The sequence below is a fragment of the Duganella qianjiadongensis genome, from assembly GCF_009857915.1.
GTDB lineage: Bacteria > Pseudomonadota > Gammaproteobacteria > Burkholderiales > Burkholderiaceae_D > Rugamonas > Rugamonas qianjiadongensis.
Genome location: NZ_WWCM01000001.1, coordinates 40177 through 62314, shown reverse-complemented (window position 1 = coordinate 62314; position 22138 = coordinate 40177). Strand labels below are relative to the sequence as shown.

The following is a 22138-nucleotide window of genomic DNA, read 5'->3' as shown; positions in this document are numbered from 1 at the left end:
CCACCGTGCTAGCCCGCGTGGGCTTCGCTACCCTCGTCCAGCGCGTGCACGCGCAGCGACCACATGACACCGCAGGTCAGCAGGATCATCGCCGCCACTTCCAGCGGGCGCGGTAGCTGCTGCTTGTAGATAAAGCCGTACAGCAGCGCAAACAGGGTTTCGAACAGGATCAGCTGACCCGATAGCGTGAGCGGAACCTTACGGCTGGCGATATTCCACAGGTGGTTGCCGATCACGGAAGCGCCCAGCGCCAGTACCCCATTCACCATCCAGAATAGGCCCCAGTCGCGGCCACTGGCCTGCGCACCGGCACCCGTCACATCGGCATGGAACAGGGCTAGCGCCACCAGCGCGATTGCCAGCGCAATCAGCCCGCTGGAGACGCCGTACAGGGCCGACCATTCGCCACTGCTGTAATGGGGATTGCGTTTCAGGTAGCGCGCATTGTCGACCGAATACCAGGTCCAGCACAGCAGGGCGCCCGTGGCGCATAGCACGCCGGCGAGCTTGTATGCCAGCGGGCCGGAAGCGGCGCTCTGGTGCGAGAAGACATCGAGATTGATGCAGCCTATGCCTGCCGCCACCAGCAGCAGCGGCAGGGCCAGCTGGCGCAGCGGCACCGAGCCGTGATCGTTCTTGCCCAGCAGGGTGACGCTGATCGGCAGCACGCCGATGATCAGCGAGGTGGCTGCTACACCAGCCAGTTTGACGCCCATGGCCAGCAGCATGTAGTAGACGATATTGCCGGCCAGCGCGTGCTTGACCAGTGCGATCATGTCGGCCCGGTCGAGCCGGCGCAGCAGGGCAGGCAGGCGGTTAAACAGCAGTCCGGCCGAGATCAGGCCGTAGGCGATGTAGCGGCCGCAAGCCAGTTCCAGTGGCGTAAACGCCGTCAGATAGGCCGGTGCTACAAACACCAGACCCCACATGGCGCCAGCCAGCAAACCGCATAAAACTCCGTGCCACATAAACTATTCCTAGCGGGTGAAATAAAAACGCATACAGCCTGTCAGCAAGGCCAGATTCAGCATGACGCTGAGCCAGAACAGCAGCAGGAAAGGCAGCTTGCGCGTCTTGTGGCGCAGCGTCTGCTGCGCCAGCCATGCGCCGGGCCAGCCGCCGCACAGTCCCCACAGCAGCAAGGTGCGTTCGGCGATACGGCGGCGCTGGGCGATGGCGGCCGACTTGTCGAGCGTGTACAGCACATAGGTGATGCTGCTGGCGCCCCCGTACAGCGCCGCCAGGCCAGTCAGGAGGGACGCCAGATCGGGCATCAGAAGTAGCTCAGACCCAAAGCGGCTTTGACTTCATCGGCCGTTTTGGCTGCCACCTCGCGTGCGCGGGCTGTGCCTTCCCTGAGGATCTGCATGATGTAGCCGCGATCCTGTGCCAGCTCCTCGCGCCGCGCGCGGATAGGCGCCAGCATCTCCTGCAGCACTACTTCCAGCCGCTTCTTGACGATGGAGTCGCCTAGACCGCCGCGCACATAATGGGCCTTCATTTCTTCCAGCTTGTCCTTTTCCGGATCGAAGGCGTCGAGGTAGGTGAAAGCGACATTGCCTTCCAGGTGGCCGGGGTCTTCCACGCGCAGGTGCAGCGGATCGGTGTAGACCTTTTTCACGGCTGCGGTAATTTCGGCAGCGCTGGCGCCCAGATTGATGGTGTTGCCCAGCGATTTACTCATCTTGGCTTTACCGTCGGTGCCCGGCAGGCGGCCGATTTCCGGCACCAGCGCCTTGCACTCGACCAGAATCTCGCGGTTGGCGATGCGGTTGAAACGGCGCACGATCTCGTTGGTCTGCTCGATCATGGGAATCTGGTCTTCGCCCACCGGCACGATGGAGGCCTTGAACGCCGAAATGTCGGCCGCCTGCGAAGCGGGGTAGGTGAGGAAACCGGCCGGAATATCGCGCTCGAAGCCGCGCAGGGCGATTTCGGTTTTCACCGTCGGATTGCGCTCCAGACGGGCCACGGTGACCATGTTCAGGTAGTAGAAAGTCAGTTCGGCCAGTTCCGGTATCTGCGACTGGATCAGGATGGTCGATTTGGCGGGATCGATGCCTACCGCCAGATAGTCGAGCGCCACTTCCACCACATTGCGGTGCACCTTGTTGGTGTCATCCATGTTGTCGGTCAGCGCCTGCGAGTCGGCCAGCATGATGTACTGCTTATATTCGTGCTGGTAGGTCACGCGGTTGCGCAAGCTGCCCACGTAGTGGCCCAGATGCAGCGGGCCGGTCGGACGGTCGCCGGTCAGGATGATGCTCGGGCCTTTGCTGGCGCCCGGGGTGGCAATAACTTCGGAGGTAGGGGACTGGCTCATCGGACTTCCTTCAGGTTGCTTACACTAGCCCTGACGGTGGCGCACAGTCGTGAAAACGCCACCAGACGAGGGCGGCATTGATAAAAATATCACATCACTAGGGGTGATTCAGGGCCGCAGGTCAGCAGCGGCGCCAATTCAGGCAGGGACGTAGTGTGGACAGAAAATTCATGCGCGTATGGTTGCAGTTAGCGGGCGGTCTGTCAAGCCGCAAGGCTGGGCAGGAAGGCTGTGCCTGGAGTAGTATGGCTTTTCTCATGCTGTTTTCATACCAATAACTACCGGAGCCGGAATGTATCCACCTGCTGTCGCCTCGCCTGCTGCACTGACTGCCGCACTGTTTGCTGTGACTGCCCTGCTGGCAGCGGGCGTCCAAGCCCAGACTGCAGCGATGGCGCCCGACGTGCCGGCCAGTTTCGCAATGCGCACGCCCGCTGCCGACTATGTGCGGCGCGAAGTCATGATCCCCATGCGCGATGGCGTACGCCTGCATACCGTGCTGCTGATTCCGAATGCCGCCCGGCAGGCGCCCATGGTGCTGAGCCGTACACCCTACAATGCCAGCGGCCGCGCGCGCCGCAACGATAGTCCCAGTCTGCTGGCGACAGGCGGGCAGGGCGACGAAGTGATGCTGGCGGCCGGCTATATCCGCGTGTATCAGGACGTGCGCGGCAAATACGGCTCGGAAGGCGATTATGTGATGACGCGGCCACTGCGTGGCCCGCTGAACAACACCCGCACCGACCACTCCACCGACGCGTGGGACACGATAGACTGGCTGGTCAAGAACGTCCCCGAGAGTAACGGTAAAGTGGGCATGATAGGCTCGTCCTACGAAGGCTATACGGTGCTGATGGCGCTGGTCGATCCCCATCCGGCGCTCAAGGTGGCAGTGCCGATGAGTCCCATGGTCGATGGCTGGCGCGGCGACGACTGGTTCCATAACGGTGTATTCCGGATGACGAATATCTCCTACATTGCGCACCAGACCACGGCTCATGGCAGCGGCAGCGGTCTGCCGACCGGTGTGTACGATGATTACGAAGGCGTGCTGCGGGCCGGTTCAACCGCTGATTACGCGCGCCAGTTCGGCCTCGACAAGCTCAATTTCACCCGCAAGCTGTTCGAGCATCCGGCTTACGACAGCTACTGGCAGCATCAGGCGGTCGACAGGATACTGGCCCAGCGTCCGCTCAAAGTACCGACCATGACGGTGGTAGGCTACTGGGATCAGGAAGATATCTACGGCGCCTACGCCGTGTATGCTGCGCTGGAAGCCAAGGACAGCGACAACCGCCGTAACTTCCTCGTAGTGGGCCCGTGGCGCCATAGCGGGGTGAATTACGACGGCTCCAGTCTGGGCGTGTTCAAGTTCGCGGGCGATACGGCGCTGGAATTCCGCCGCGACGTCATGCAGCCTTTCCTCGACCAGTATCTGAAAGACGGCGCGCCCGTGGCCGATACGCCGCCCGTGCTGTTCTACCAGAGCGGCAGCAACCGCTGGCAGCGGCTGGAACGCTGGCCGCTGGCCTGTGCCGAGGGCTGTGGCGCGCCATTGCGCCCGCTGTACTTGCAGGATGGCCTGAAGCTGGGCTTTGCCGCACCGGCTGGGGACGCCGCGTATGACGAATATGTGAGCGATCCCGCCAAGCCGGTGCCGTTTGTGCCGCGTCCTGTGCGCATGAACGATGCGGGCGTGTGGCGGCCATGGCTGGTGACGGACCAGCGCAGTTATTCCGACCGCACCGATGTGCTGACCTATATGACGCCAGCGCTGACGGCGCCGCTGCGCATTGCCGGTGCCGCGCAGGTGCGGCTGCATGCAGCCACCACGGGGACGGATGCCGACTGGGTGGTCAAGCTGATCGACGTGTATCCCGATGAAGTGCCATCGCAGCCCGAACTGGGCGGCTATCAGCTGGGCGTGGCCATGGATATTTTCCGTGGCCGCTATCGCCACAGTCTGGAACAGCCGTCGCCTATCGTCGCCAACGCCATCGAGCAGTATCGGTTTGCGCTGCCCAATGCCAATCACCTGTTCCTGCCCGGCCACCGCATCATGGTGCAGATCCAGTCCAGCTGGTTCCCGCTGTACGAGCGCAATCCGCAGACCTATGTGCCCAACATCTTCTATGCCAAGCCGGCTGACTACCAGAAGGCGACCATGCGCGTCTATCACGGTGGCGCCAGCGCCAGCGCGATCGAGCTGCCCGTCGTCGAATAAGCCTGCCGTGTCAGTCCTGCCGGTGCGCCTTGAAGTAGTGGCGCGCCACCAGGATGGCCAGCAGCTGCAGCAGCGCGCAGAAATAGAAGCTGGCGCCCATGCGCCAGTCGTTAGACGGCAGATGGCTGACACGGCCCAGTATCTCGGCGCCGATCAGGGGCATGAAGATGATGCCCAGACTGTTGACGGACTGCAGAGAGCCCATCAGCTCACCCTGTTCGGCCGGCGGCGTGGCTTTCGAAGTCAGCGCCTGCAGGGCCGGGCCGACGGCGAAGGAGAGGATGTTGCACAGGATGAGGACGTACATCATCCAGCCTTGCGTGGCCAGTCCGTACAGCAGGAAGGTAATCGCACCCGAACCCATGCCCAGCAGGGCGAGTCGGACTTCGCCAAAGCGCTTGATCAGCACGCCGAGCAGTCCGGCCTGCACCACCGCCGCCGTCAGGCCCACGCAGAATAGCGCAGCGCCATTCTGGCCCGGCGTCCAGTCGAAGCGGAAGTGGGTGTACAGCACCCAGGTAGTCTGCAGCATCATCTGGGCACAGGTGACCAGCGCGAAGGTGATCACCAGACCACGGATATCCGTGCGGCGGGCCAGCCGCAGCAGCGCCGTCAGCGGATTGATGCGGGCCAGACTGAAAGGCGCGCGGCGTTCGGCCGGCAGCGATTCCGGCACGACGAAATAGCCGTACACGAAGTTCAGCGCCGACAGCGCGCCCGCTACATAGAACGGCAGGTGCAGATCGACCGAGCCCAGCAGCCCGCCCAGCATGGGGCCGCAGATGAAACCGAGACCGAAGGCGGCACCGACCTTGCCGAAACTCTTGGCCCGGTTGTCTGGCGTGGAAATGTCGGAGGCATAGGCCGAGGCCACCGACATGCTGGCCGAGGACATGCCGCCCACCACACGGCCGATGAACAGGCAGGCCAGATTCGGCGCCCAGGCTGTAGTGAGGAAGTTGACGCACATGCCGGCCATGGAATACAGCAGCACGGGGCGGCGGCCGATACGGTCGCTGATGGCGCCCAGCATGGGCATGCAGAGGAATTGCATCAGCCCGAACACGGCGCTGAGGATAGCGAACCAGTGCGCCTGATTTTCGCGGCTGCCGGTAAATTCGCCTACCAGCATGGGCAGCACGGGCACGATCAGGCCTATGCCCAGCATGTCGATGAAGACGCTGAACAGAATGAAGTTGAGACTGGCCGGTGCGGTGGCGCCGATGCGGCGGGCCGGGTTCGAGGTCGGGGTGCTGGACATGGAATAGTGGTCAGGTATCAGGGTGTGGCAGGGCTAGGGGCCCATTCGGCGATAAAGTCGTCGCGGAAGCTGGTCAGTGCCAGCAGGCGGGTATTGGCCAGCTGGCGTCCCGCCGCTGTCTGCATTTTGGCGGGCAGGGTGGCCAGCTTGGTGTCGATATGGTCGATGGCATAGGCTTTTTCATCGAGTTCGCGCTGTAGTGCCATGGGATCGTCGGCATGCGCCAGCCCCGTGCCCATGCGGCCCGCCGTATAGAACAGCCGCGCCAGACCGACGGCGCCCAGAGCGTCGAGACGGTCGGCATCCTGCACGATTTTCGCTTCGATGGTTTCGGCAGCGATGCCGGCGGAAAAGCTGTGGCTTTCGATGGCATGCGCCACGGCGCTCAGCTTATCGCGCGGAAAGTCCAGTTCCGCCAGCTGGCGGCTGGCCAGCAGTGCAGCCTTGCGCGAGGCCAGATGGCGTTCGGGATCGTTCTTGGGCAGGTTGACCAGATCATGCAGATAGCAGGCCGCCAGCACCACCAGCGCATCCGCCTCGGGGTAGTCTTGCAGCAGCAGGCTGGCGTTGCGCCAGACGCGGTGCAGGTGGTTGCTGTCGTGTGCGCCGTCACTGCCGGCAGCGCTGGTGGCGAGCTGGACCAGACGCGGGTGCCAGCTGCTGAGCAAACTATTCATGGGTCTCCGGTGGTGGGGCGTTCAGATGATCTGGATCATACAGGCTGGCGCTACGCTTGTGCAGACTCCGTTTTTTGCAAGAATGTTACATCGCACTTGCAAAGCGGCGGGTGATTGTGCAAAATGCTTTCATAACTGACAATTAGTGGCGATTCTTATGCACATCAAAATAACGCTGGCTGTGGTGCTCTACACCGTAGGCGCGTCTATGGCGTGGGCGCTGGATGATACGCCCACGCTGGCGCCGCGTTATATGCCGCGTCCCGACGAGGGCCGCGCTGTCAGTCGTGGCAGTGCGCCGCTGCCTGGCGCGGCGACTGCAAGCCCTGCACGTACTGTTGCAGCGGAGAATGATGCTGTTCCTGCCACCGTGCGTGCTGCACCGCTGCGTCCGCAAACCTTGCCACTGACCCGTGTGCTGCCTGCGGAAGGTCATGGCGCCCCTACCAAGCTGCCCGCCAAACCTCTGTAAAACTGACGGAATCGCGGCAAAAAATCTTCAAATCGAGATTTTTATTGCCTCGAGGCATAAATTTCTGCCCTGCCTGCTGCTTTATTTATTGACTTGGGGTAATATTACGCTCAGTCAATTCTTTCCTGAGGTAAAGCATAATGTCCAACGTCACTGAACTGCACGCTGCTACTCCCGCTGCCGAATATCTGGCATTTACGCTGGGACAGGAGGAATATGGCATCGATATCCAGAAGGTGAGCGAGATCCGCAGCTACGAAACGCCCACCCGTATCGCCAATGCGCCGGAATTCCTCAAAGGCGTGGTCAATCTGCGCGGTATTATCGTGCCGATCGTGGATATGCGCATCAAGTTCAATCTGGGTACGCCCACCTATGACCAGTTTACCGTCGTCATCATTCTGAACATTGGCCACCGCGTGGTAGGCATGGTGGTGGACCGCGTTTCCGATGTCACCACGCTGCTGCCCGAGCAGATGAAGCCGGCACCGGATATCGGCGTGAACATGAACACCGACCACATCATCGGCCTCGGTACCGTGGATGAGCGCATGCTGATACTGGTCGATATCGACAAGATGATGTCCAGCGCCGACATGGGCCTGCTGGAAACTACGGCGCTGGCAGCTTAATTTCCAGCGCCTGCTGTGCCAGATGGTCTGCCGCCGCATTCCGATGCCGTGGCAGCCAGCGCAATTCGACCCTGCCTATTTGCGCCATCAGTGCGCATACCTGCTGCCGGTGCATCGCTAGCCCGCTGGCTCCTTGCCCGGCCGCGATGGCTTGCGGCGTCAGATTCACGTCATTCACCACTACCTGACTGTCGCCACAGATGTCCAGCCGGGTGGCACCGGCCTGTACAGCAGCTTGCAGCAGGGCGGTAAGCGCCAGATATTCCGCTTCGCTACTGTTGCCATAGCCAGCCGGCCGGCTGACGGTGATACTCTGCCCCTGCGGCCCGTGCAGCAGGGCGCCGATGCCGATGCGGCCCGGATTCGGCACGGCCGAACCGTCAAACCAGCCCTGCCACAATTGCCCGTCGCCGCTTGCGGGCTGGCTGCCCGCCGCAAGCCGGCTGCGCGACTGTCGCTGTGCCATGGCCGCGCTACGCGCCTGCTGGCGCAGCTGCACCTGCTGCAAGCCGGCCTGCCGCCGGGCCAGCAGCTGGTCGAGTCCGGCCTTGCCGGCTGCGAGCGTCAGCACCTGCCTGAGCGCCTGTTCTGGCGCTATCTGCTGGCGCGCTGCCAGCCGGGCAGCTTCGGCACGCTCGGCTTTATAGGCGAGTTGCTGTATCTGCTGCATCTGTTCTGCTGCTTCGTATTGCTGCCGGGCTTCGGGGTTCATTCGTATTCTTTGTCCTTATCAATCACGCCGCCGGTTGTCAGGATGGTGATCATACCGGTTCGGCACGCCATCGCCATCCCTGTCGCGATCATAGCGGTTGGGGATACCGTCGTGATCGCGGTCGCCATGGCCGCGGCCATGATGGTATTCGCGCCGGTCGTCGCGCTCCCAGTGCTGGGGACGCGGGGCGCGCGGGACGGTAACCCAGCCGCCCGGCTCGAAGCGCCAGCCTTCACGGTATTCGTGCCAGACCGGGGTCTGATACTGGTAGCCCTGGCGCAGCACTTCCCAGTGGCCGGTGCGCCAGATATAACGGTGGCCGTTCCAGCGCCAGTAGCCGGGCGCCCACACATAGCCGGAGCGTGGCGGCGGCAGGCTTTCGAAGCGCAGCGGCGGCGGTGCATTGCTGACCACGATGCTTACTTCAGTCTGGGCTTGGGCCGGTGTCAGGGGCAGGGCGAGCGTGCCCAGTGCGAGCAGCGTGGCGCTGCAGAGGTGGCTGAGGCGCATGTGCATGATAGTTCTCCATGTGAAATGCGGGTGCATGGAGTAAATATAGCAAGGAGGGGAGGAGGCTGGCGCTGCCTGATGCAAACGCTTACAAGTGATGCAGAAATGATGCAGAGTAAGGTGTGCTGGCGCACGGAGTGGACAAGCCAGCACGCCTGCAGCGACAGCAGATTAATCCGGCAGGCGTGTGGGCAGAAGGGGGGCGTTCAAATCTTGCTCGCAGTGCGGCTCTGGGCGGCCAGCGTGGCAGGGCGTTCCTGCTCCTGCAAGGCCTGTTTCTGTTCCGGGCTCAGGCGCTTGGCGCTGACCACCACCACCTGCATATTGCCGGCGGCAGCGTAGGCTGGCGTAGTTTCTACCGGCTTGTCGAGGGTGTAGCTGGCAGCGCTAGCCAGACCCAGTGCGACCACAAATACGGCTTCGAAGTTTCTCAGGATGTTCATTTTGCTTCCTTTCGACTGTGCGTTGATGTTCGATGTGTGTACGGTATGGCACTGGCCCGCTAGCCTCCAGCGGATTGCGACGAAGCGCCACGCGGACAGCGCGAATTGCAGATAGGCGCGATAAAACGTCGGCCGCGACACGGCGATTTTCGCTGGCCCCCGGCAAGTAGCAGGCGTCGCCAGACTATCCATGCGAGGAAGCCATGTTGCGTTTTATCTCTACCATCGTGCAGACTGCACAGGCGCGCAGTCGCGCCCGTCGTCGCGCCGCCAATTTCCGTGCGGGCGGGACGGATAGAACCCTAGCGCAGCTGCTGCCGACGCGCACGGCTTGGCGTCCGCGCTCGCCGCGCCTGCTGCGCTGGCACTGGCTGCTGATGGCTGGCGTGATGCTAGCCGGTGCTGCGCTGATCGTCGTGCATGCGCGTTTTCTCGCTGGCGGCAGCGGGGTGACGGTGCAGTCTGCCCGTGCCGAGCGCGCGGTGCAGGCGTTTCAGGGCGTGCTGCCCGGGGTGCGCTTCGAGGTACCGGAGCAGGCCGGTATTACGACTAGCCTGCAGCCCGAAGCTGCTTTGCTGGTGCTGGCCGGTATGCAGGCCGCACCACCTGTGCGTATCGATCTGTGCAGCCAGTTGCGTGCGCCGGATGACGCACGCCTGCTGCCGCTGCGTATCGGCTACCGTTTTGAAGATGTACAGCGCTGGGTAGGGCAGAATGAGGAAAGCAAGGCGCCGCAGGCCCTGCGCAATGTGCTGCTGGTATCGCAGCAGGGCGATATGGACGGTATGCCGCTGGTGCAGATCACTGGCAAGGCGGTGCGCGCATTCAGCGACCCTGCCAGCGAACCATTGCAGCTAAGCTGGCAGAGCAAGACTTCCGACGTGCGCTGGCTGAGCGATGCCAGCCTGGGACAGATCGAGCAGGGCAGCGCGGCTACGGTGGGCCTGCGCCAGTTAGGCTGGCTGGTGTGGGGCAAGCGGGCTGCACTGCGCATTGAACGGCGCAACAATATCATCTGCCCGCAGGCGGGCGAGCTGTCCTTGCAGCTGTATCGCGTGGCGCATCGCGACCTGGACGGCAAGGCTGGCGTCAGCACGCCTGCGCCGGCAGCATTGGTGCAGGCATTTCCGGCACGCGGGCGGCCTGTGAGCAGTCTGCTGATGGCAGGTGTGTATCAGGTGCCGGCCAGCCCCGCTGCCGCGCTGGAAGACGCCAGCCTGTTTGCATCCTTGCAGGCGCAAGGCTTGCTGCGTCTGAATAGTCAGGGCAGCATCGAGCTGGCGCCGCCCGACCTGCTGCAGTGGCAGGAACTGGGTACGGCACAGCGGGTGGATGGACCCGCCGCATGGCAGGACGTGGCGCATGATGCCGCTACGCGCAAGCTGCTCAAGCGCCTGTACTATCAGGCCGACGGCGCTTATGTGCGGCAGCAGATAGACCTGTTCAACAGCGAACGCTGGCTGCTTGCATGGCGCGTGCCGAAAGTGGCGCAGGCAGGCGCCGTTGCCGCTACGGTAGATCGGCGCCACACCGATGCACCCGCGCAGTGGCAGGCCGGCATGGTGGCCAAGGATGACGGTGTGTCGGTGCCGCTGGCGACGACGGCTCAGATGCCCGTCGCTGCGTCGCGGCTCTTCGATGCTTTGCCGCAGGGCTGGCAAAGCTGGAACCGGCTGGCCCACTGGCCGCAAAGCTTGCAGGCGCAGCAGCGCAAGGTGCGCTTGCAGTTTGCAGTGCCGCCTGCGGCTCAGGGCAGCACGCCGCTGCGGCTGATGCTGATCGGCCGCGTGCTGCAGGTGTCCGGAGCCAGCGTGCGCAGCATGCCCGCCTGTACAGGGCGGGCCTGCCGTGCTGCCAGCGATGTGCAGCAACTGGTGCTGGACCTGCTGCCGGGGGCACGCAGCGTCGTGCTGGACGTGGTACCGCTGGCTTTCCAGCCGGAAGAAGACCAGAAATACCGCCATCTGTCGCTGGATCACGGCATTTTGCGCTGGCAGGCCTTGCCCGTTGCGGCTGCCGGCAAGGCCAGTTTGCCCGCACAGGCCGGGATACCCGCCGCGCTGCAGCTGAGCGACCGGCATGGCACGCCGCTGTGGCGCGATGGCGCTCCTACTGCCGATGCCGCGCAAGCCGGACTGGCGCCCTTGCTGGGACTGGCCCGCGACCATGGCAGCAGCGTGGCGGGCATGCTGGCCCGTCTGCCGCACGGGCCGCAGCAGGCCCGTTTGTCGCTCGATCTGCCTTTGCAGGCATTGAGCCAGCAGGTGCTGGACTGTGTAGGCCTGCGCCGTGGCCGCTGGGAGGATGGCCAGTGTCGCGCTGCGCAGCCTGTGCCAGAAGGCCGCCATGCCGGCATGGTGATACTGGATGCGGAGAACGGCGATATTCTCGCTGCAGCGGGCGCCGGCACCGGTCTGGTGAATGCAGCCAACTGGGCCGAAGTGCGCGATTTCGACCGTACCAGTCCGGCCCGCAGTCCGCTGCGCCTGCCCGCGTGGCAGCATGATGGCGGCGCGCATCAGAGTCCCGGCTCTACCTTCAAGGTGGTTAGCGCGCTGGGGCTGGAGCTGGCAGCTCGCGACGATAGTCAGCTCGATGCACTGCTGGCAGGCCAGCCTTTACCCGCGCTGAACCAGCTGGCGCGCCAGCGTGGCTTCGGCTTCCAGACCGATGCGGCAAGCTACCCGCTCAATCCCCGTCTGGCCCATGTGACGAATTACCACGAACAGAGTCTGGAGCGGCGCGCGCAGGATGGCAAGCTGGGACTGGCGCAAGCCCTCACGTATAGCATCAATACGTGGTTTGCATGGACTGGTGAACTGAGCGACCGTTCCCTGTTTGGCCGCGCCGAAGGCGGTGCGCCGGATCTGCAGGCGCTCGATGCTGCTGCGCTCGATCCGGTGCGGCCTATCGTGGCGGCTGCCCGCCGGCTGGGTTTCGAGCAGGCGTGCCGGCTTGATGGCGGCCTGCTGCCGGCCGACTACGACTGGCGCTACTGGGACGCGCTGCAAGCCACGCCCGCCCACATCGACCCCATCCACACGCGCCACGAATTGCGCCAGATGAGCATAGGCTTGCGCATGCAGGCCACGCCGCTGCAGATGGCGCTGGCCTCGGCCGCGATTGCCCAGGGGCGGGTGGTCACCCCGCGCCTGCTGCTGGCACTGGACCAGCGCACCAGCGCAGCGCCGGAACCGGCGCCACTGGGCATACGGCTGGACCGCATACGGGCCGGCATGAAGGGTGTGGTCGATATCGGTACCGGCGCCGGTGCTTTCCGCCAGCCGGCGCTGGCCGGATTGCGGCGCGGTCTGTACGGCAAGACCGGTACGGCGCCTACTGGTCCGGATAGCGCCACCGTGTGGTTCACCGGCTGGCTGGAAGCGGGCAGCCTGCCGGGCCAGACGCACCGGCTGGCAGTGGCAATATTCGTCAGCCATTCCGATGCTACGGGTGGCGAGCACGCTGCGCCGGTGCTGGCCACGGTGCTGGCAGCGCTGGTCCGTGCCCAAGCCCAAGCCGGCAGCGACCATGTGCCGGCGCTAGCTGCCGTGCCGGTTGCCAGACTTGCCATGCAAGCCACTCAGAATGGCGAACAGAGGCAGAATTAGCCCTGTCACTGCGCAATTGAGCGGTGCGCCAGTGTGGGATGATCTTAAGGCGTTCGCCCTGTGGCGAACTTTGATCAATCACACAACAGGATAGTATGCGCCTGCCAGGAACGCGGTATCAGGAACCCGGCTGGGAACAAGTGCGGAAATTGCTGGGGCAAGCCAGTGTGCAGGTACTGCGCCAGCTTGCTCCCCATGAACTGCAGGACCCGGCTCTGCTAGATCGCTACGTCGACGAGACGGGCGCGCTGCTGCACGCCTGCCGCCACACGGCGCGTGCAGTGGCCGATGGCAATAGCTATGGCGACAGTGTGGGCGAACTGGCATTAAGCCTGCTCTACGAGCTGCCTGGCCAGCCGGCGTACTGGCAGGCTTTCATGGCCACGCTGGAGACGGAATTCGCCCGTAGTGGCGCATTCTGGCAGGAGCCGGCCTGCGAGGGCATACTGCGCAAGAAGGTCAATGACCTGTATGCAGGCTTGCGCGACCGGCTCGATGCCGATGCCTATATGGTCGCGACGGGACGCGATTGCTCGCCCAACCGCATCTACACTTACCGCATGCTCGATACGGCCTACCGCGAGATCGCCGCGCTATTTGCCGACTGGCAGGCGCATGGCGCCCAGGTGGGGGCCATACTGGGACGCGAGCTGCATGGTATTCCCATCGAAGTGCGGCAGATGAAGTCCGTATCAGGCTGCAAGGCCGAGTGGGTCATTGCATGGAGCGCTACGCTGGAGCAGTTCGGCGGTGCCGCTGGCCCGCTGCATACCCGTTCCAAGCGCTTCGCCAGCCTGAAAAACAGTCCGCAGAAGATCGCTGCCATGCTGGCCGAAATCGGCGAGTACGAGCAGCTCTCGGCCAATCAGGATAGCGTCGAGGCATTCCGTGGCGATGCGGGCGAGGCGGGCGCATGGCTGGAAGACTACTGGCGCGTCGTGCACGAATCCGAGCAGTGCGAGCAGCGCGGCGATTACGCTCAGGCAGACCAGTTGCTGGCGGATTCGGGCGAGGCCGAATACACGGAGGCGACAGACGAGGGCGAGGAGGAGGACGGGCAGGGCGAGGACGGGCAGGACGAGGACGAGGGCGCGGGCGCGCAAGCCGGTCTCGAAGCGCCGGACCAAGCCACCCGACTGCTAGAGCAGGACCGATCCAGCGCCGTTTCCCTGCCCCCCAACTATCTGCAACTGGCGCGGCTGGCGCAGCATGCCGGCAGCCGTATGCTGGGCATCCTGGCGCAGGAGAGTCTGCCGATACGGCTGGCGGTATTCCACAAGCTGCTGGGTGTGGCCGATGACAGTTATCCTGATGTCTGGCTGGACCCGGCGACGGGTGAACTACCCACCTTGCAGCAGCTGGCCGCACTGGATGGCATTTCCATGCCCACCCTGCGCAAGCGCCGCAATGAAGCAATCGATAAGCTGTATGCTGCCCGTGATAGCGTGGCGGTATGAAGGAGAATGCAGTGAAACCCACAATCCCCGAGCTCGAAGCCAGACTGCAGGAGCAACTGCTGCTGGGCCGCGCCGTAGCCGGCGACCGGCTGATGCTGGCCGATGCAACCCTGCTGGGTGCGCTCGACGGCAGCCGTCCGCTGACGCCTGCCGAACGTACCGCCTTGCAGGCTTCGCCCCTGACCTTGCGCCGGTTGCGCCATCTGGCACAGCAGCGCCGCCGCGAGGCGCAGGGGGCGCGCCATAAACACTGCGGCGCAGGCGCAGGCTGGCACGGCAGCCGTGGTCTGCTGCGCGCCGCCGCTACGGCTGCGGCGCTGGATACCCTGCGTACCGAGGATGGCTACTGGACGCTGGACTTTCTGCAGTCGGAACAGGGCTGGCGTGTGGTCCTCGCAGTGGTGGCCGATGCACCGTTTGCTGCACTGGCTGTGCAGCAGGGCTGGCAGGTCAAAGTGCGCGATGGTGCCGGCAGCCTGATACTGCAAGGCGGGCTGGATGGTGACGGCGAGTGCGAAGGCGCATGGCCGCATGCAGCGGCGCCTGCACAGCATTTCCAGCAGCATGGCGCCAGCTTTGCGGTGGAACCGGCAGGGCAGGACTAATGGGCCTATTCTCGCGCCGCAAAGCTGCCCATCCCGATATGCCGGCGCTAGGCAGCACGGTCATCGCACTGGCTTGCGAGGCGGGCAGCATTGCGCCAGCCGGCAGCACGCTGGTGCTGTGCGGCGCCAACGGACAGACGCGCCGGCAGGCTGCGGGCAAGGTCGTGCTGGCGCAGGGCGAGCGCGCGTGGTGCTTCCATGCCGGGCCATACACGTTTGATCTGCTGCCCTTTGCCGCCGCGCCAGAATGGGGCTTGCGTCTGCGCGTGCTGGTTGACGCGGCGGATCCGCGTGTGTCGCAGCAGCGCTTCGATCTGATGCTGCAAAGCGAAGTAGCACAGAAACTGAGCAGCGAACAGTTACGCCTCGCCCTGCAAAGTGCGCTGCAGAGCGCGCTGGCATTAGGCACGCTCGATCTGCCGCCTTGTACCACGGTGGAGGAGTGGCATGCTTTCCGCGCCGGGCTGAACCAGCTGGTGTACACCCGCTTTGGCCTGACGGTGGATGATTGCGTACCGTCCGATCTGGCGCCGCAGGCTGATTATGCCGCCATTCTGCGTGGCCGCGCCATGGCGCCGCTTGCCGCGCCGCTGCCGTTGATGATTACGCCGGCAGTACCGCAGCCGGTGGCGGGGGCGGTAGCCTATGGGGCCAGTGAAGATGCCAGCGGCTTGCGCCGCCTGTTTATCGAACTTCCAGCCCTGTGCAGCGGCCTGCGACTGCTGGAACTACCGGCCGGCGTCAGCACTTTCGAACAGCATCAGGCGCTATTGCTGCGGTTGGGGATGGCCAGCCTGAACGCCACCAGTATGCCCGCGCTGGGCTGGGCGGCGCCGGATCAGCCGTTGCCGGTGCTACAGCAGCAGCGCCGCATCGGCCACACGCTGCTGGCCGTGCAGGCACTCGATGAAGCATGGGCTGTGTTGGCGCGCATGCAGCTTGCGCGCAGTAGCGAATGGCTGGCATTGCTGGACGAAGCCGGGCGTATCTGCGCCAATCTGGAAACAGGTCTGGCCGGGCGACGCCAGTTGTATCCGCCCGTCGAGGAGGCAGCATGAAACAGACCGCTATCTCCGCGAACGCAGTGTGCCGCAGTGTTCTGGCCGATGGGCGTGTGCTGACGATTACCGCCAGCCGCCGGCCGCGCGCCAACCGTGCCGATGTCAAATGCAGCGTTGCAGCAGCACCCGCGCTGGCCCAGCGCATGCAGCAGGTAGTGCGTATGGCCCGCCTGACGGAAGCGGTGCTCGACACGCGCGATCAGGTGGTGCTGAGTATGGACCTTGCGCCTGCAGCGCTGGAGCGCGACTGGGAGCTGGCTGCCGTTCTGGCAGACCGCATGGCGCGCGGCGTCTATACGCCAGCCGATCCGGCCGCCGTCTTTGCCTTTGGTAGCTCCGACGTCTGGCATCTGGGCCGTTTGCGGCTGGCGGAATGGCCAGCTCACGGCGGCGCGCAGCCGCAGCGCCAGCAACAGCCTGCATTGGCCGGCACGGCGGGTATGTATGGCGATGCGGATCCGGCAGACCGCTACAGTAGGGCACTGGCCCTGCTGGGTAGTGGCGGTGTGCTGGTGTATAGCGAAGCCGCAGCAACGCTGCCACATGTAGCGGATAGCCGCTGCTTTGCGATCAGCCATCTGGGCGCCCTGCAGGGCCATGCCGATCAGGCGGACTGTGTGGCCTCCGTGCGCACCTGGTTCCCCCTGTATAGCGGCGGTCTGCATGACAGCCTGGCATGGGTGGAAGTGAGCGTGTATCCGCTCGACGCGGCCGATGCTACGTGCAGTGAAGAAGACAGTATCAGCGCACCCCAGCTGGAACCGTCCCGCTTGCAGGCGCTGCGCCAGACGCTGGCCGCTGCGCGTCATTTCGATGGTCATGGGCTGGGGCGCTGGCGCACGCTGGTGCGCTTCGGCCAGCCGGATTTTCAGGGCGCTTCGTATGAGCTGGCACTGGTGATGGCGGACCGTATGGCGCGCGGACGCGAGTTTCTGCCGCGTGGCCGGCTGATCGCCAGCGGCCAGTCCAGCGCATGGCATGCGGGACAGGTGGAAACGGTGGACGGCCAGCAGGCCAAGCTGGAATTGATAATCCGGCAAGCCGGCGCGGGCGACCGTGTGCTGCTGCCGGCGGACTGGTCGGCAAGCTTACCGGCCGGCTATCAGGCTCGGCTGCGCCAGCGTGGCGCCAGTCTGGCCTGTATCAGCCGCATCGGTATGATTTAAAACGTGCGCAAACGCGCGCAAGAATGGGTTTGCCCTGCTAGAATCGGCTGATGGCAGAGTAATCCGCAAAGTGAATGGTTGAGGGAGTCTGACATGTTCCAGAAGTTTGGTTTTGGTGGCGTCAACTGCCCGCGCTGCGAGCAGAAGAACGACGGCCAGTCGGGCTACTGCCAGCATTGCGGACTCACGCTTGGTGCGCCGCGCAATGCGCCCGTGCTGCGCGATAACCGCTGGATACCGGCTGACGACGAGCTGGCCGTGTATTTCGGCGTAAGTGCCCTGTCCGGCATTTTCACCAAGACACTGCGCGTGCCGGCCATGGCGCGCGCCTATATCCTGCAGGCCGACAAGGCCACCGAAGTGCCGCAGGGCGAATACGAAATCGAAGGATTTTTCACCCGTCTTAACCATCTGCTGCGTAACCAGCATGCAGAAATTCTGATCACCCGCAGTGTGGCTTTGCCGGTCAGCTTCGAATTCGAGCAGTTGCGCACGGCCGAGCAGCTCAAGGTGACGGCCAGTTTTACCGTTAGCCTCGCGGTGGATCAGGTAGCGGCGTTTGCGCGCCATTTCATGACTTCGCCCGGCACGGTGACGACGCGCCATCTGCAGGATTTGCTGGAACCCTCCGTGCGCCAGCTGGCAACGGAATTCATTGCCAGCCGCTCGATACGCGATATGGCTGACAACCCCCATCTGCGCCAGCAGCTCGATGAGCGCCTGCAATCAGGACTGAAGCTGCGTCTGGCCAGCTACGGTCTTGCCGTCGAGCGGGTGGAGACGGTGGCGCTGCGGCATGATAAATATGACCACAACCGCGAACGGGTGGGTAGTCTGTGGCTGGTGGCGGACGAACGGCAGGGCCAGCTCGAACATAGGCGCCAGCTCGACCAGCTATACGACGAGGAAGAATGGCAGGCCATTGCGCGCGAGGAGCGCAAGCTGCACACCGATCTGCGCCGCGCCGAACTGAAGCAGGACGCGACCATCGACAAGGCCGAGCTGACGCTGAAGGAATCCGAGCGCCTGCAGGCGCTGCGCGCGCGCGAAGTGGACCTGTACAGCCGCATCATGGAGGCCAAGACGCGCAAGGTGGCACTGGATAAAGGTGCGGGCACGGTGCTGGCCGATCTCGAACATGAGCTGGCCAAGAACCAGGCGCGCCGCGTCGGCGAGGAAGCGGATTGGGAACATGTACGCCAGCTGGCCCGCATCCGCATGCAGACCGAGCTGGAAGTGCTGCAGCAGACGGCGGCCGAGCAACGCCAGCTGGCGCAGCAGCGCCTGTCGCATCAGTTACGCCAGCAGGCCATTGAAAACCAGATCGAAAATGCCTTGCGCATCGAAGACGAGGCGCAGCGCCGCAATGAACTGCTGGCGCTGCGCGCGCAGGAGAAAGAGGAAAAGCAGCGTGAACTGGCGATCGAAGCGGAAGCGCACCAGCAGCAGCTGCAAAGTCTGACGCTGGCCAGTCTGGCGCGGCGGCGCGAGGCCGAGCGCGTGCAGGAATGGGAGGACCAGCAGGCGCTGGCACGCCAGCGCGATCTGCTGCGGGCCGATGCGGTGAAGGATGCTGCCAATGTGGTCGAGGTGGCGCAGGTGCAGCAGCGGCTGGCCGCATTACAGCGCGAAGGCGCAGCGGCAGAGGCGCTGGCCCAGCACGAAAAGCTGTTGCGTACACTGGAAGCCGACCAGCTGCATACGCGCCAGCAGCAGGCCAGCGCCAAGCAGGCCATGCTCGACCAGCTGGCCATAGACGAACAACGCCAGCTGTTGCGCCAGCGGGAGCAGGAGGCGCAATGGCAGCAGGAACTGCGCAAGCTGGACAAGGAAAGGGAAGAGCGCTATGCCCGCTGGAAGGGTGATTATGAGGTGCTGCTAGCACAGCAGAACCATGAACTGGCCCGCATGGAGACCATGCACCGCATCAGCGACACGGCCAAACTGGCCACAGCCGCCGCGCCGAATGTGCAGGCGCTGGCCGATGTCATGGGATTACAGATACAGGCGGGGATGAACGCAGCACAGATCCATGCCCATGCGCAGGTAGTGGGGGCGGGCCAGCCGGTGGCCGTGGCGGCGCCAGCGGCGCGCTGCAGCAACGGCCATGCGCTGCGTACCGACCATAGCGAAGATAGATTTTGCGCCACCTGTGGCGTGGCCTTGCAGGAAACCAGCAAGGCATAAGAGCCGACATTTCGAATCATGATGCAGACAGCAAGAGACCGGATCCGCGAACTGCGGGCTTTACATGACGACGGGCTATTAAGCCTGCAGGAGTTCGACCGCCGCAAGAACGCCATCCTCGATGCCGAATATGCGCCGCCCGGCGCCAGCGCCGTAGCAACGTTGCCAGCGCGGCAGGGTACGGAGCTGGGCTTTGTCGCGGGGCAGGAGATCGGCCCGCAGAACCGGCGCTACCGGCTGGAGCGGCTGATCGCCATGGGCGGCATGGGGCAGGTCTGGCAGGCCACCGATCTGGCCACGCACGCCGAACTAGGCCATAGCGAAATGGTGGCACTGAAAATTCTGCCGCCCCAGCTCACCCAGAGCGCCACCCACGCCAAGCTGCTGATCGAGGAAGCCACGCAGGCGCGCCGGCTGGCGCATGAAAACATCGTGCGCGTGTATGAATGGGCGCAGGATCCGGCCACCTCCAGCTATTTCATCATCATGGAATATCTGGAAGGCGAAGACCTCGATGCCTATCTGGCAGCACAAGGCAGGCTGGCGCCGGATGCGATCGACCGGCTGCTCGCGCCGGTGGCCGACGCGCTCGATTATGCGTGGGACAAGCACAAGCTGGTACACCGTGACATCAAGCCCGGCAATGTCTACCTGACCAGCCATGGCGATGTGAAGCTGCTCGACTTCGGCATCGCCTCGCGCGTGCGTAATGCCGGCAGCAGTCTCGGTTTGCAGACGCCCAATGCGGGTACGGTGGGCTATCGTGCGCCGGAAGCGGGCACCCGTCAGCGCCAGCCTGCCCGTACGCTCGATGTGTATGCCGTGGCCGTGATGATCTACCAGTTGCTGGAAGGCCGCATGCCGTTCGAGGCCATGCGCATGGCAGATTTCCATCCGTCGCCGCCGCAGGCCCTGAATCCGGCGCAATGGCAGGTGCTGCAGCAGGGCTTTGCCTATCTGGCCGAGCAGCGTCCGCCTTCGGTTGCCGCATTGCTGCAAGCCTTGCGGGCAGCAGCCGGCCCCAGCGAGGAAGAGCTGGCAGCACAGGCACGGCAGGCGCAGGAGGCCGAACAGCAGCGCAAGGCCGAGCAGGCTGCGGCGCAGGCAGCGCACCAAGAACGGCTGGCACAGCAACGCGCCGAAGCCGAGCAGCGCCGCGCACAGGCAGCCGAACTGGCGCAGAAGCGCGAGGCCGAGGCGCGCGCCGCCGCAGTAGAAAAAGCCCGGCTGGAGCAGCAGCGCAAAGTGCTGGAAGCGCGCCAGAAAGCGGAAGCGGAAGCCGCAGCGCAGGCGCGCAAGCAGGCCTTGCGCGAGCAGTTGCTGGCGCGGCGTGAAGCCGATGCGCAGAAAGCGCGCGAAGAGCGCGCCGAGCAGCAGCGCAAGGCCGCCCAGCTGAAAGCGGAAGCTGCCTATCGCGCCGAACAGGAACGCCATCGCAAACAGCAGGCCGAGCGCCATGCCGCCGAGCTGGCGGCTTTGCGCCCTACCGAGCGCAGTCCGGTAGCGGATGCCAATGGCGTACTGCGCGACCGCTTCCTTGACGGCAGCGGTGTGGGGCCCGATCTGGTACTGATACCGACGGGCCGCTTCCAGATGGGGTCGCACGAGCTGGAACGGGCCATGGCCATCAAGGCTGGTGCGCAGAAAGCCTGGCTGGAGCGCGAGTTGCCGCAGCACTGGGTGGGCATCGAATACTCGTTTGCGCTGGGCCGCTTCCCCGTGACGGTAGGGCAGTGGCGCCAGTTTGTGCGCGCCACCGGCTGGGAATCGCTGTCCGATACGGACTGGCGCGCCCCCGGTTTTGCCCAGACGGACGAACATCCGGTGGTGGGCGTGAGCTGGGTCGATGCGCAGAAGTACGTGAGCTGGCTATCCGCCCAGACCGGGCAGACCTATCGACTGCCCAGCGAGGCGGAATGGGAATATGCCTGCCGTGCCGGCACCCGTACTGCTTTCCACATGGGCGACAGCATTAGCACCGAACAGGCCAACTACGACGGCAACTACACCTACAACAATGGCCCGCGCGGCGCTTTCCTGCAGGGTACCAGCAAACTGGGCCAGTTCCAGCCCAATCCGTGGGGACTGTTCGATATGCATGGCAATGTGTGGGAATGGACCCAGGACGTCGTGCACGACAATTACGACGGCGCGCCTAGCGATGGCAGCGCGTGGGAGGAGGGCGGCGACAAGGTGCGCCGCATCCTGCGTGGCGGTTCCTGGCTGTACAACCCGCGCTACCTGCGCTCGGCCGTGCGCAACGGTTTTTCTGCCGTGCTGGCAAATGATATCGTGGGCTTCCGGGTGGCGCGAAAATTGGTCTAGCGGGCGGCGGGGTGTATACTGTCGCCCTCTTTCACCTTTCACTACTGGACTACTACCATGAGCGCACTGCCACCATGCCCTAAATGCCATTCCGAATACACCTATGAAGATGGCGCCATGCTGGTGTGCCCGGAGTGCGCGCACGAGTGGAGCGCCAGCGCCACCGAAGCAGTGGAAGAAGGTGCCCGCGTGTACCGCGACTCGGTCGGCAACATCCTGCAGGACGGTGACACTGTGACCGTGATCAAGGACCTGAAACTCAAGGGCGGTGGCGGCACCGTCAAAGTCGGCACCAAGGTCAAGAATATCCGTCTGGTGGATAACGACCACGATATCGACTGCAAAATCGACGGTTTCGGCGCCATGAGCCTGAAAACGGAATTCGTCAAAAAAGTCGTGTAAAACGCTGGCGCGAGCCGCCTCCTGCGAGCGCGCGCCAAACGGTGTAAATTAGCGGTTCTTTGTATCCTCC

19 protein-coding genes are annotated in these 22138 nt (G+C 64.1%); 11 read left to right on the top strand and 8 right to left on the bottom strand.

Going from position 1 to position 22138, the window contains the following annotated elements; all coding sequences use genetic code 11:
- Window positions 1–8: 8 nt before the first annotated feature.
- The 3 genes from GTP27_RS00325 to trpS are packed head-to-tail and all read right to left on the bottom strand — an operon-like array spanning window position 9 to window position 2323.
- Window positions 9–968 carry a DMT family transporter gene (locus GTP27_RS00325; RefSeq protein WP_161037215.1) on the bottom strand — a complete coding sequence of 320 codons (960 nt, stop codon included), beginning with the start codon at window positions 966–968 and terminating at the stop codon, window positions 9–11.
- 9 nt (window positions 969–977) lie between these two features.
- Window positions 978–1274, bottom strand: coding sequence for a DUF1294 domain-containing protein (locus tag GTP27_RS00320; protein ID WP_161037214.1), 297 nt, complete (start codon window positions 1272–1274; stop codon window positions 978–980).
- Entirely contained in the window at window positions 1274–2323 is a 1050-nt protein-coding gene (gene trpS, locus GTP27_RS00315; RefSeq protein ID WP_161037213.1) for a tryptophan--tRNA ligase, read from the bottom strand. Before trpS ends, GTP27_RS00320 begins: the two co-directional genes overlap by 1 nt.
- Window positions 2324–2615: 292 nt before the next feature.
- Here trpS and GTP27_RS00310 point away from each other — a divergent pair, with 292 nt between their 5' ends.
- Window positions 2616–4547 (top strand): CocE/NonD family hydrolase, encoded by a 1932-nt coding sequence (locus tag GTP27_RS00310; protein ID WP_161037212.1) that lies wholly within the window; start codon window positions 2616–2618, stop codon window positions 4545–4547.
- 10 nt (window positions 4548–4557) lie between these two features.
- On the opposite strand, the gene GTP27_RS00305 is transcribed toward GTP27_RS00310, so the two are convergent.
- Entirely contained in the window at window positions 4558–5808 is a 1251-nt protein-coding gene (locus GTP27_RS00305; RefSeq protein ID WP_161037211.1) for a TCR/Tet family MFS transporter, read from the bottom strand.
- A 17-nt stretch (window positions 5809–5825) separates the two neighbouring features.
- On the bottom strand, window positions 5826–6485 hold the full coding sequence (locus GTP27_RS00300; protein WP_161037210.1) for an HD domain-containing protein: 660 nt from the start codon (window positions 6483–6485) through the stop codon (window positions 5826–5828).
- Between the two features lie 157 nt (window positions 6486–6642).
- Here GTP27_RS00300 and GTP27_RS00295 point away from each other — a divergent pair, with 157 nt between their 5' ends.
- Both GTP27_RS00295 and GTP27_RS00290 read left to right on the top strand, forming a co-directional pair.
- The gene (locus tag GTP27_RS00295; protein ID WP_161037209.1) at window positions 6643–6957 is read left to right on the top strand and encodes a hypothetical protein; all 315 of its coding nucleotides are present in this window, start codon (window positions 6643–6645) and stop codon (window positions 6955–6957) included.
- Between the two features lie 140 nt (window positions 6958–7097).
- The gene (locus GTP27_RS00290; RefSeq protein WP_161037208.1) at window positions 7098–7589 is read left to right on the top strand and encodes a chemotaxis protein CheW; all 492 of its coding nucleotides are present in this window, start codon (window positions 7098–7100) and stop codon (window positions 7587–7589) included.
- Here the strand turns inward: GTP27_RS00290 and GTP27_RS00285 are convergent.
- The 3 genes from GTP27_RS00285 to GTP27_RS00275 all read right to left on the bottom strand — a co-directional run bounded on the left by GTP27_RS00285 (window position 7570) and on the right by GTP27_RS00275 (window position 9254).
- Window positions 7570–8301, bottom strand: coding sequence for a ribonuclease HI family protein (locus GTP27_RS00285; RefSeq protein WP_229633254.1), 732 nt, complete (start codon window positions 8299–8301; stop codon window positions 7570–7572). The two genes, GTP27_RS00290 and GTP27_RS00285, sit on opposite strands and share 20 nt — an antisense overlap.
- An 18-nt stretch (window positions 8302–8319) precedes the next feature.
- Window positions 8320–8817, bottom strand: a complete 498-nt coding sequence (locus GTP27_RS00280; protein ID WP_161037207.1) for a YXWGXW repeat-containing protein — start codon at window positions 8815–8817, stop codon at window positions 8320–8322.
- 200 nt (window positions 8818–9017) lie between these two features.
- Complete coding sequence (locus tag GTP27_RS00275; protein WP_161037206.1) at window positions 9018–9254, bottom strand: hypothetical protein; 237 nt, start codon at window positions 9252–9254, stop codon at window positions 9018–9020.
- A gap of 203 nt (window positions 9255–9457) precedes the next feature.
- Here GTP27_RS00275 and GTP27_RS00270 point away from each other — a divergent pair, with 203 nt between their 5' ends.
- The 8 genes from GTP27_RS00270 to GTP27_RS00235 all read left to right on the top strand — a co-directional run bounded on the left by GTP27_RS00270 (window position 9458) and on the right by GTP27_RS00235 (window position 22068).
- Window positions 9458–12865 (top strand): penicillin-binding transpeptidase domain-containing protein, encoded by a 3408-nt coding sequence (locus GTP27_RS00270; protein ID WP_161037205.1) that lies wholly within the window; start codon window positions 9458–9460, stop codon window positions 12863–12865.
- A gap of 140 nt (window positions 12866–13005) precedes the next feature.
- Complete coding sequence (locus GTP27_RS00265; RefSeq protein WP_161037204.1) at window positions 13006–14322, top strand: hypothetical protein; 1317 nt, start codon at window positions 13006–13008, stop codon at window positions 14320–14322.
- 11 nt (window positions 14323–14333) lie between these two features.
- Window positions 14334–14927, top strand: a complete 594-nt coding sequence (locus GTP27_RS00260; RefSeq protein ID WP_371865868.1) for a glutathione S-transferase family protein — start codon at window positions 14334–14336, stop codon at window positions 14925–14927.
- Window positions 14927–15985, top strand: a complete 1059-nt coding sequence (locus GTP27_RS00255; RefSeq protein WP_161037202.1) for a hypothetical protein — start codon at window positions 14927–14929, stop codon at window positions 15983–15985. The genes GTP27_RS00260 and GTP27_RS00255 overlap by 1 nt, the downstream gene beginning before the upstream one ends.
- Window positions 15982–17154: a hypothetical protein gene (locus tag GTP27_RS00250; protein WP_161037201.1), complete on the top strand. Its 1173-nt coding sequence runs from the start codon at window positions 15982–15984 to the stop codon at window positions 17152–17154. Before GTP27_RS00255 ends, GTP27_RS00250 begins: the two co-directional genes overlap by 4 nt.
- A gap of 93 nt (window positions 17155–17247) precedes the next feature.
- Window positions 17248–19341: an SPFH domain-containing protein gene (locus GTP27_RS00245; RefSeq protein ID WP_161037200.1), complete on the top strand. Its 2094-nt coding sequence runs from the start codon at window positions 17248–17250 to the stop codon at window positions 19339–19341.
- Between the two features lie 18 nt (window positions 19342–19359).
- Window positions 19360–21666, top strand: coding sequence for an SUMF1/EgtB/PvdO family nonheme iron enzyme (locus GTP27_RS00240; RefSeq protein ID WP_161037199.1), 2307 nt, complete (start codon window positions 19360–19362; stop codon window positions 21664–21666).
- A 57-nt stretch (window positions 21667–21723) separates the two neighbouring features.
- The gene (locus GTP27_RS00235; RefSeq protein WP_161037198.1) at window positions 21724–22068 is read left to right on the top strand and encodes a zinc ribbon domain-containing protein YjdM; all 345 of its coding nucleotides are present in this window, start codon (window positions 21724–21726) and stop codon (window positions 22066–22068) included.
- Window positions 22069–22138 lie beyond the last annotated feature (70 nt).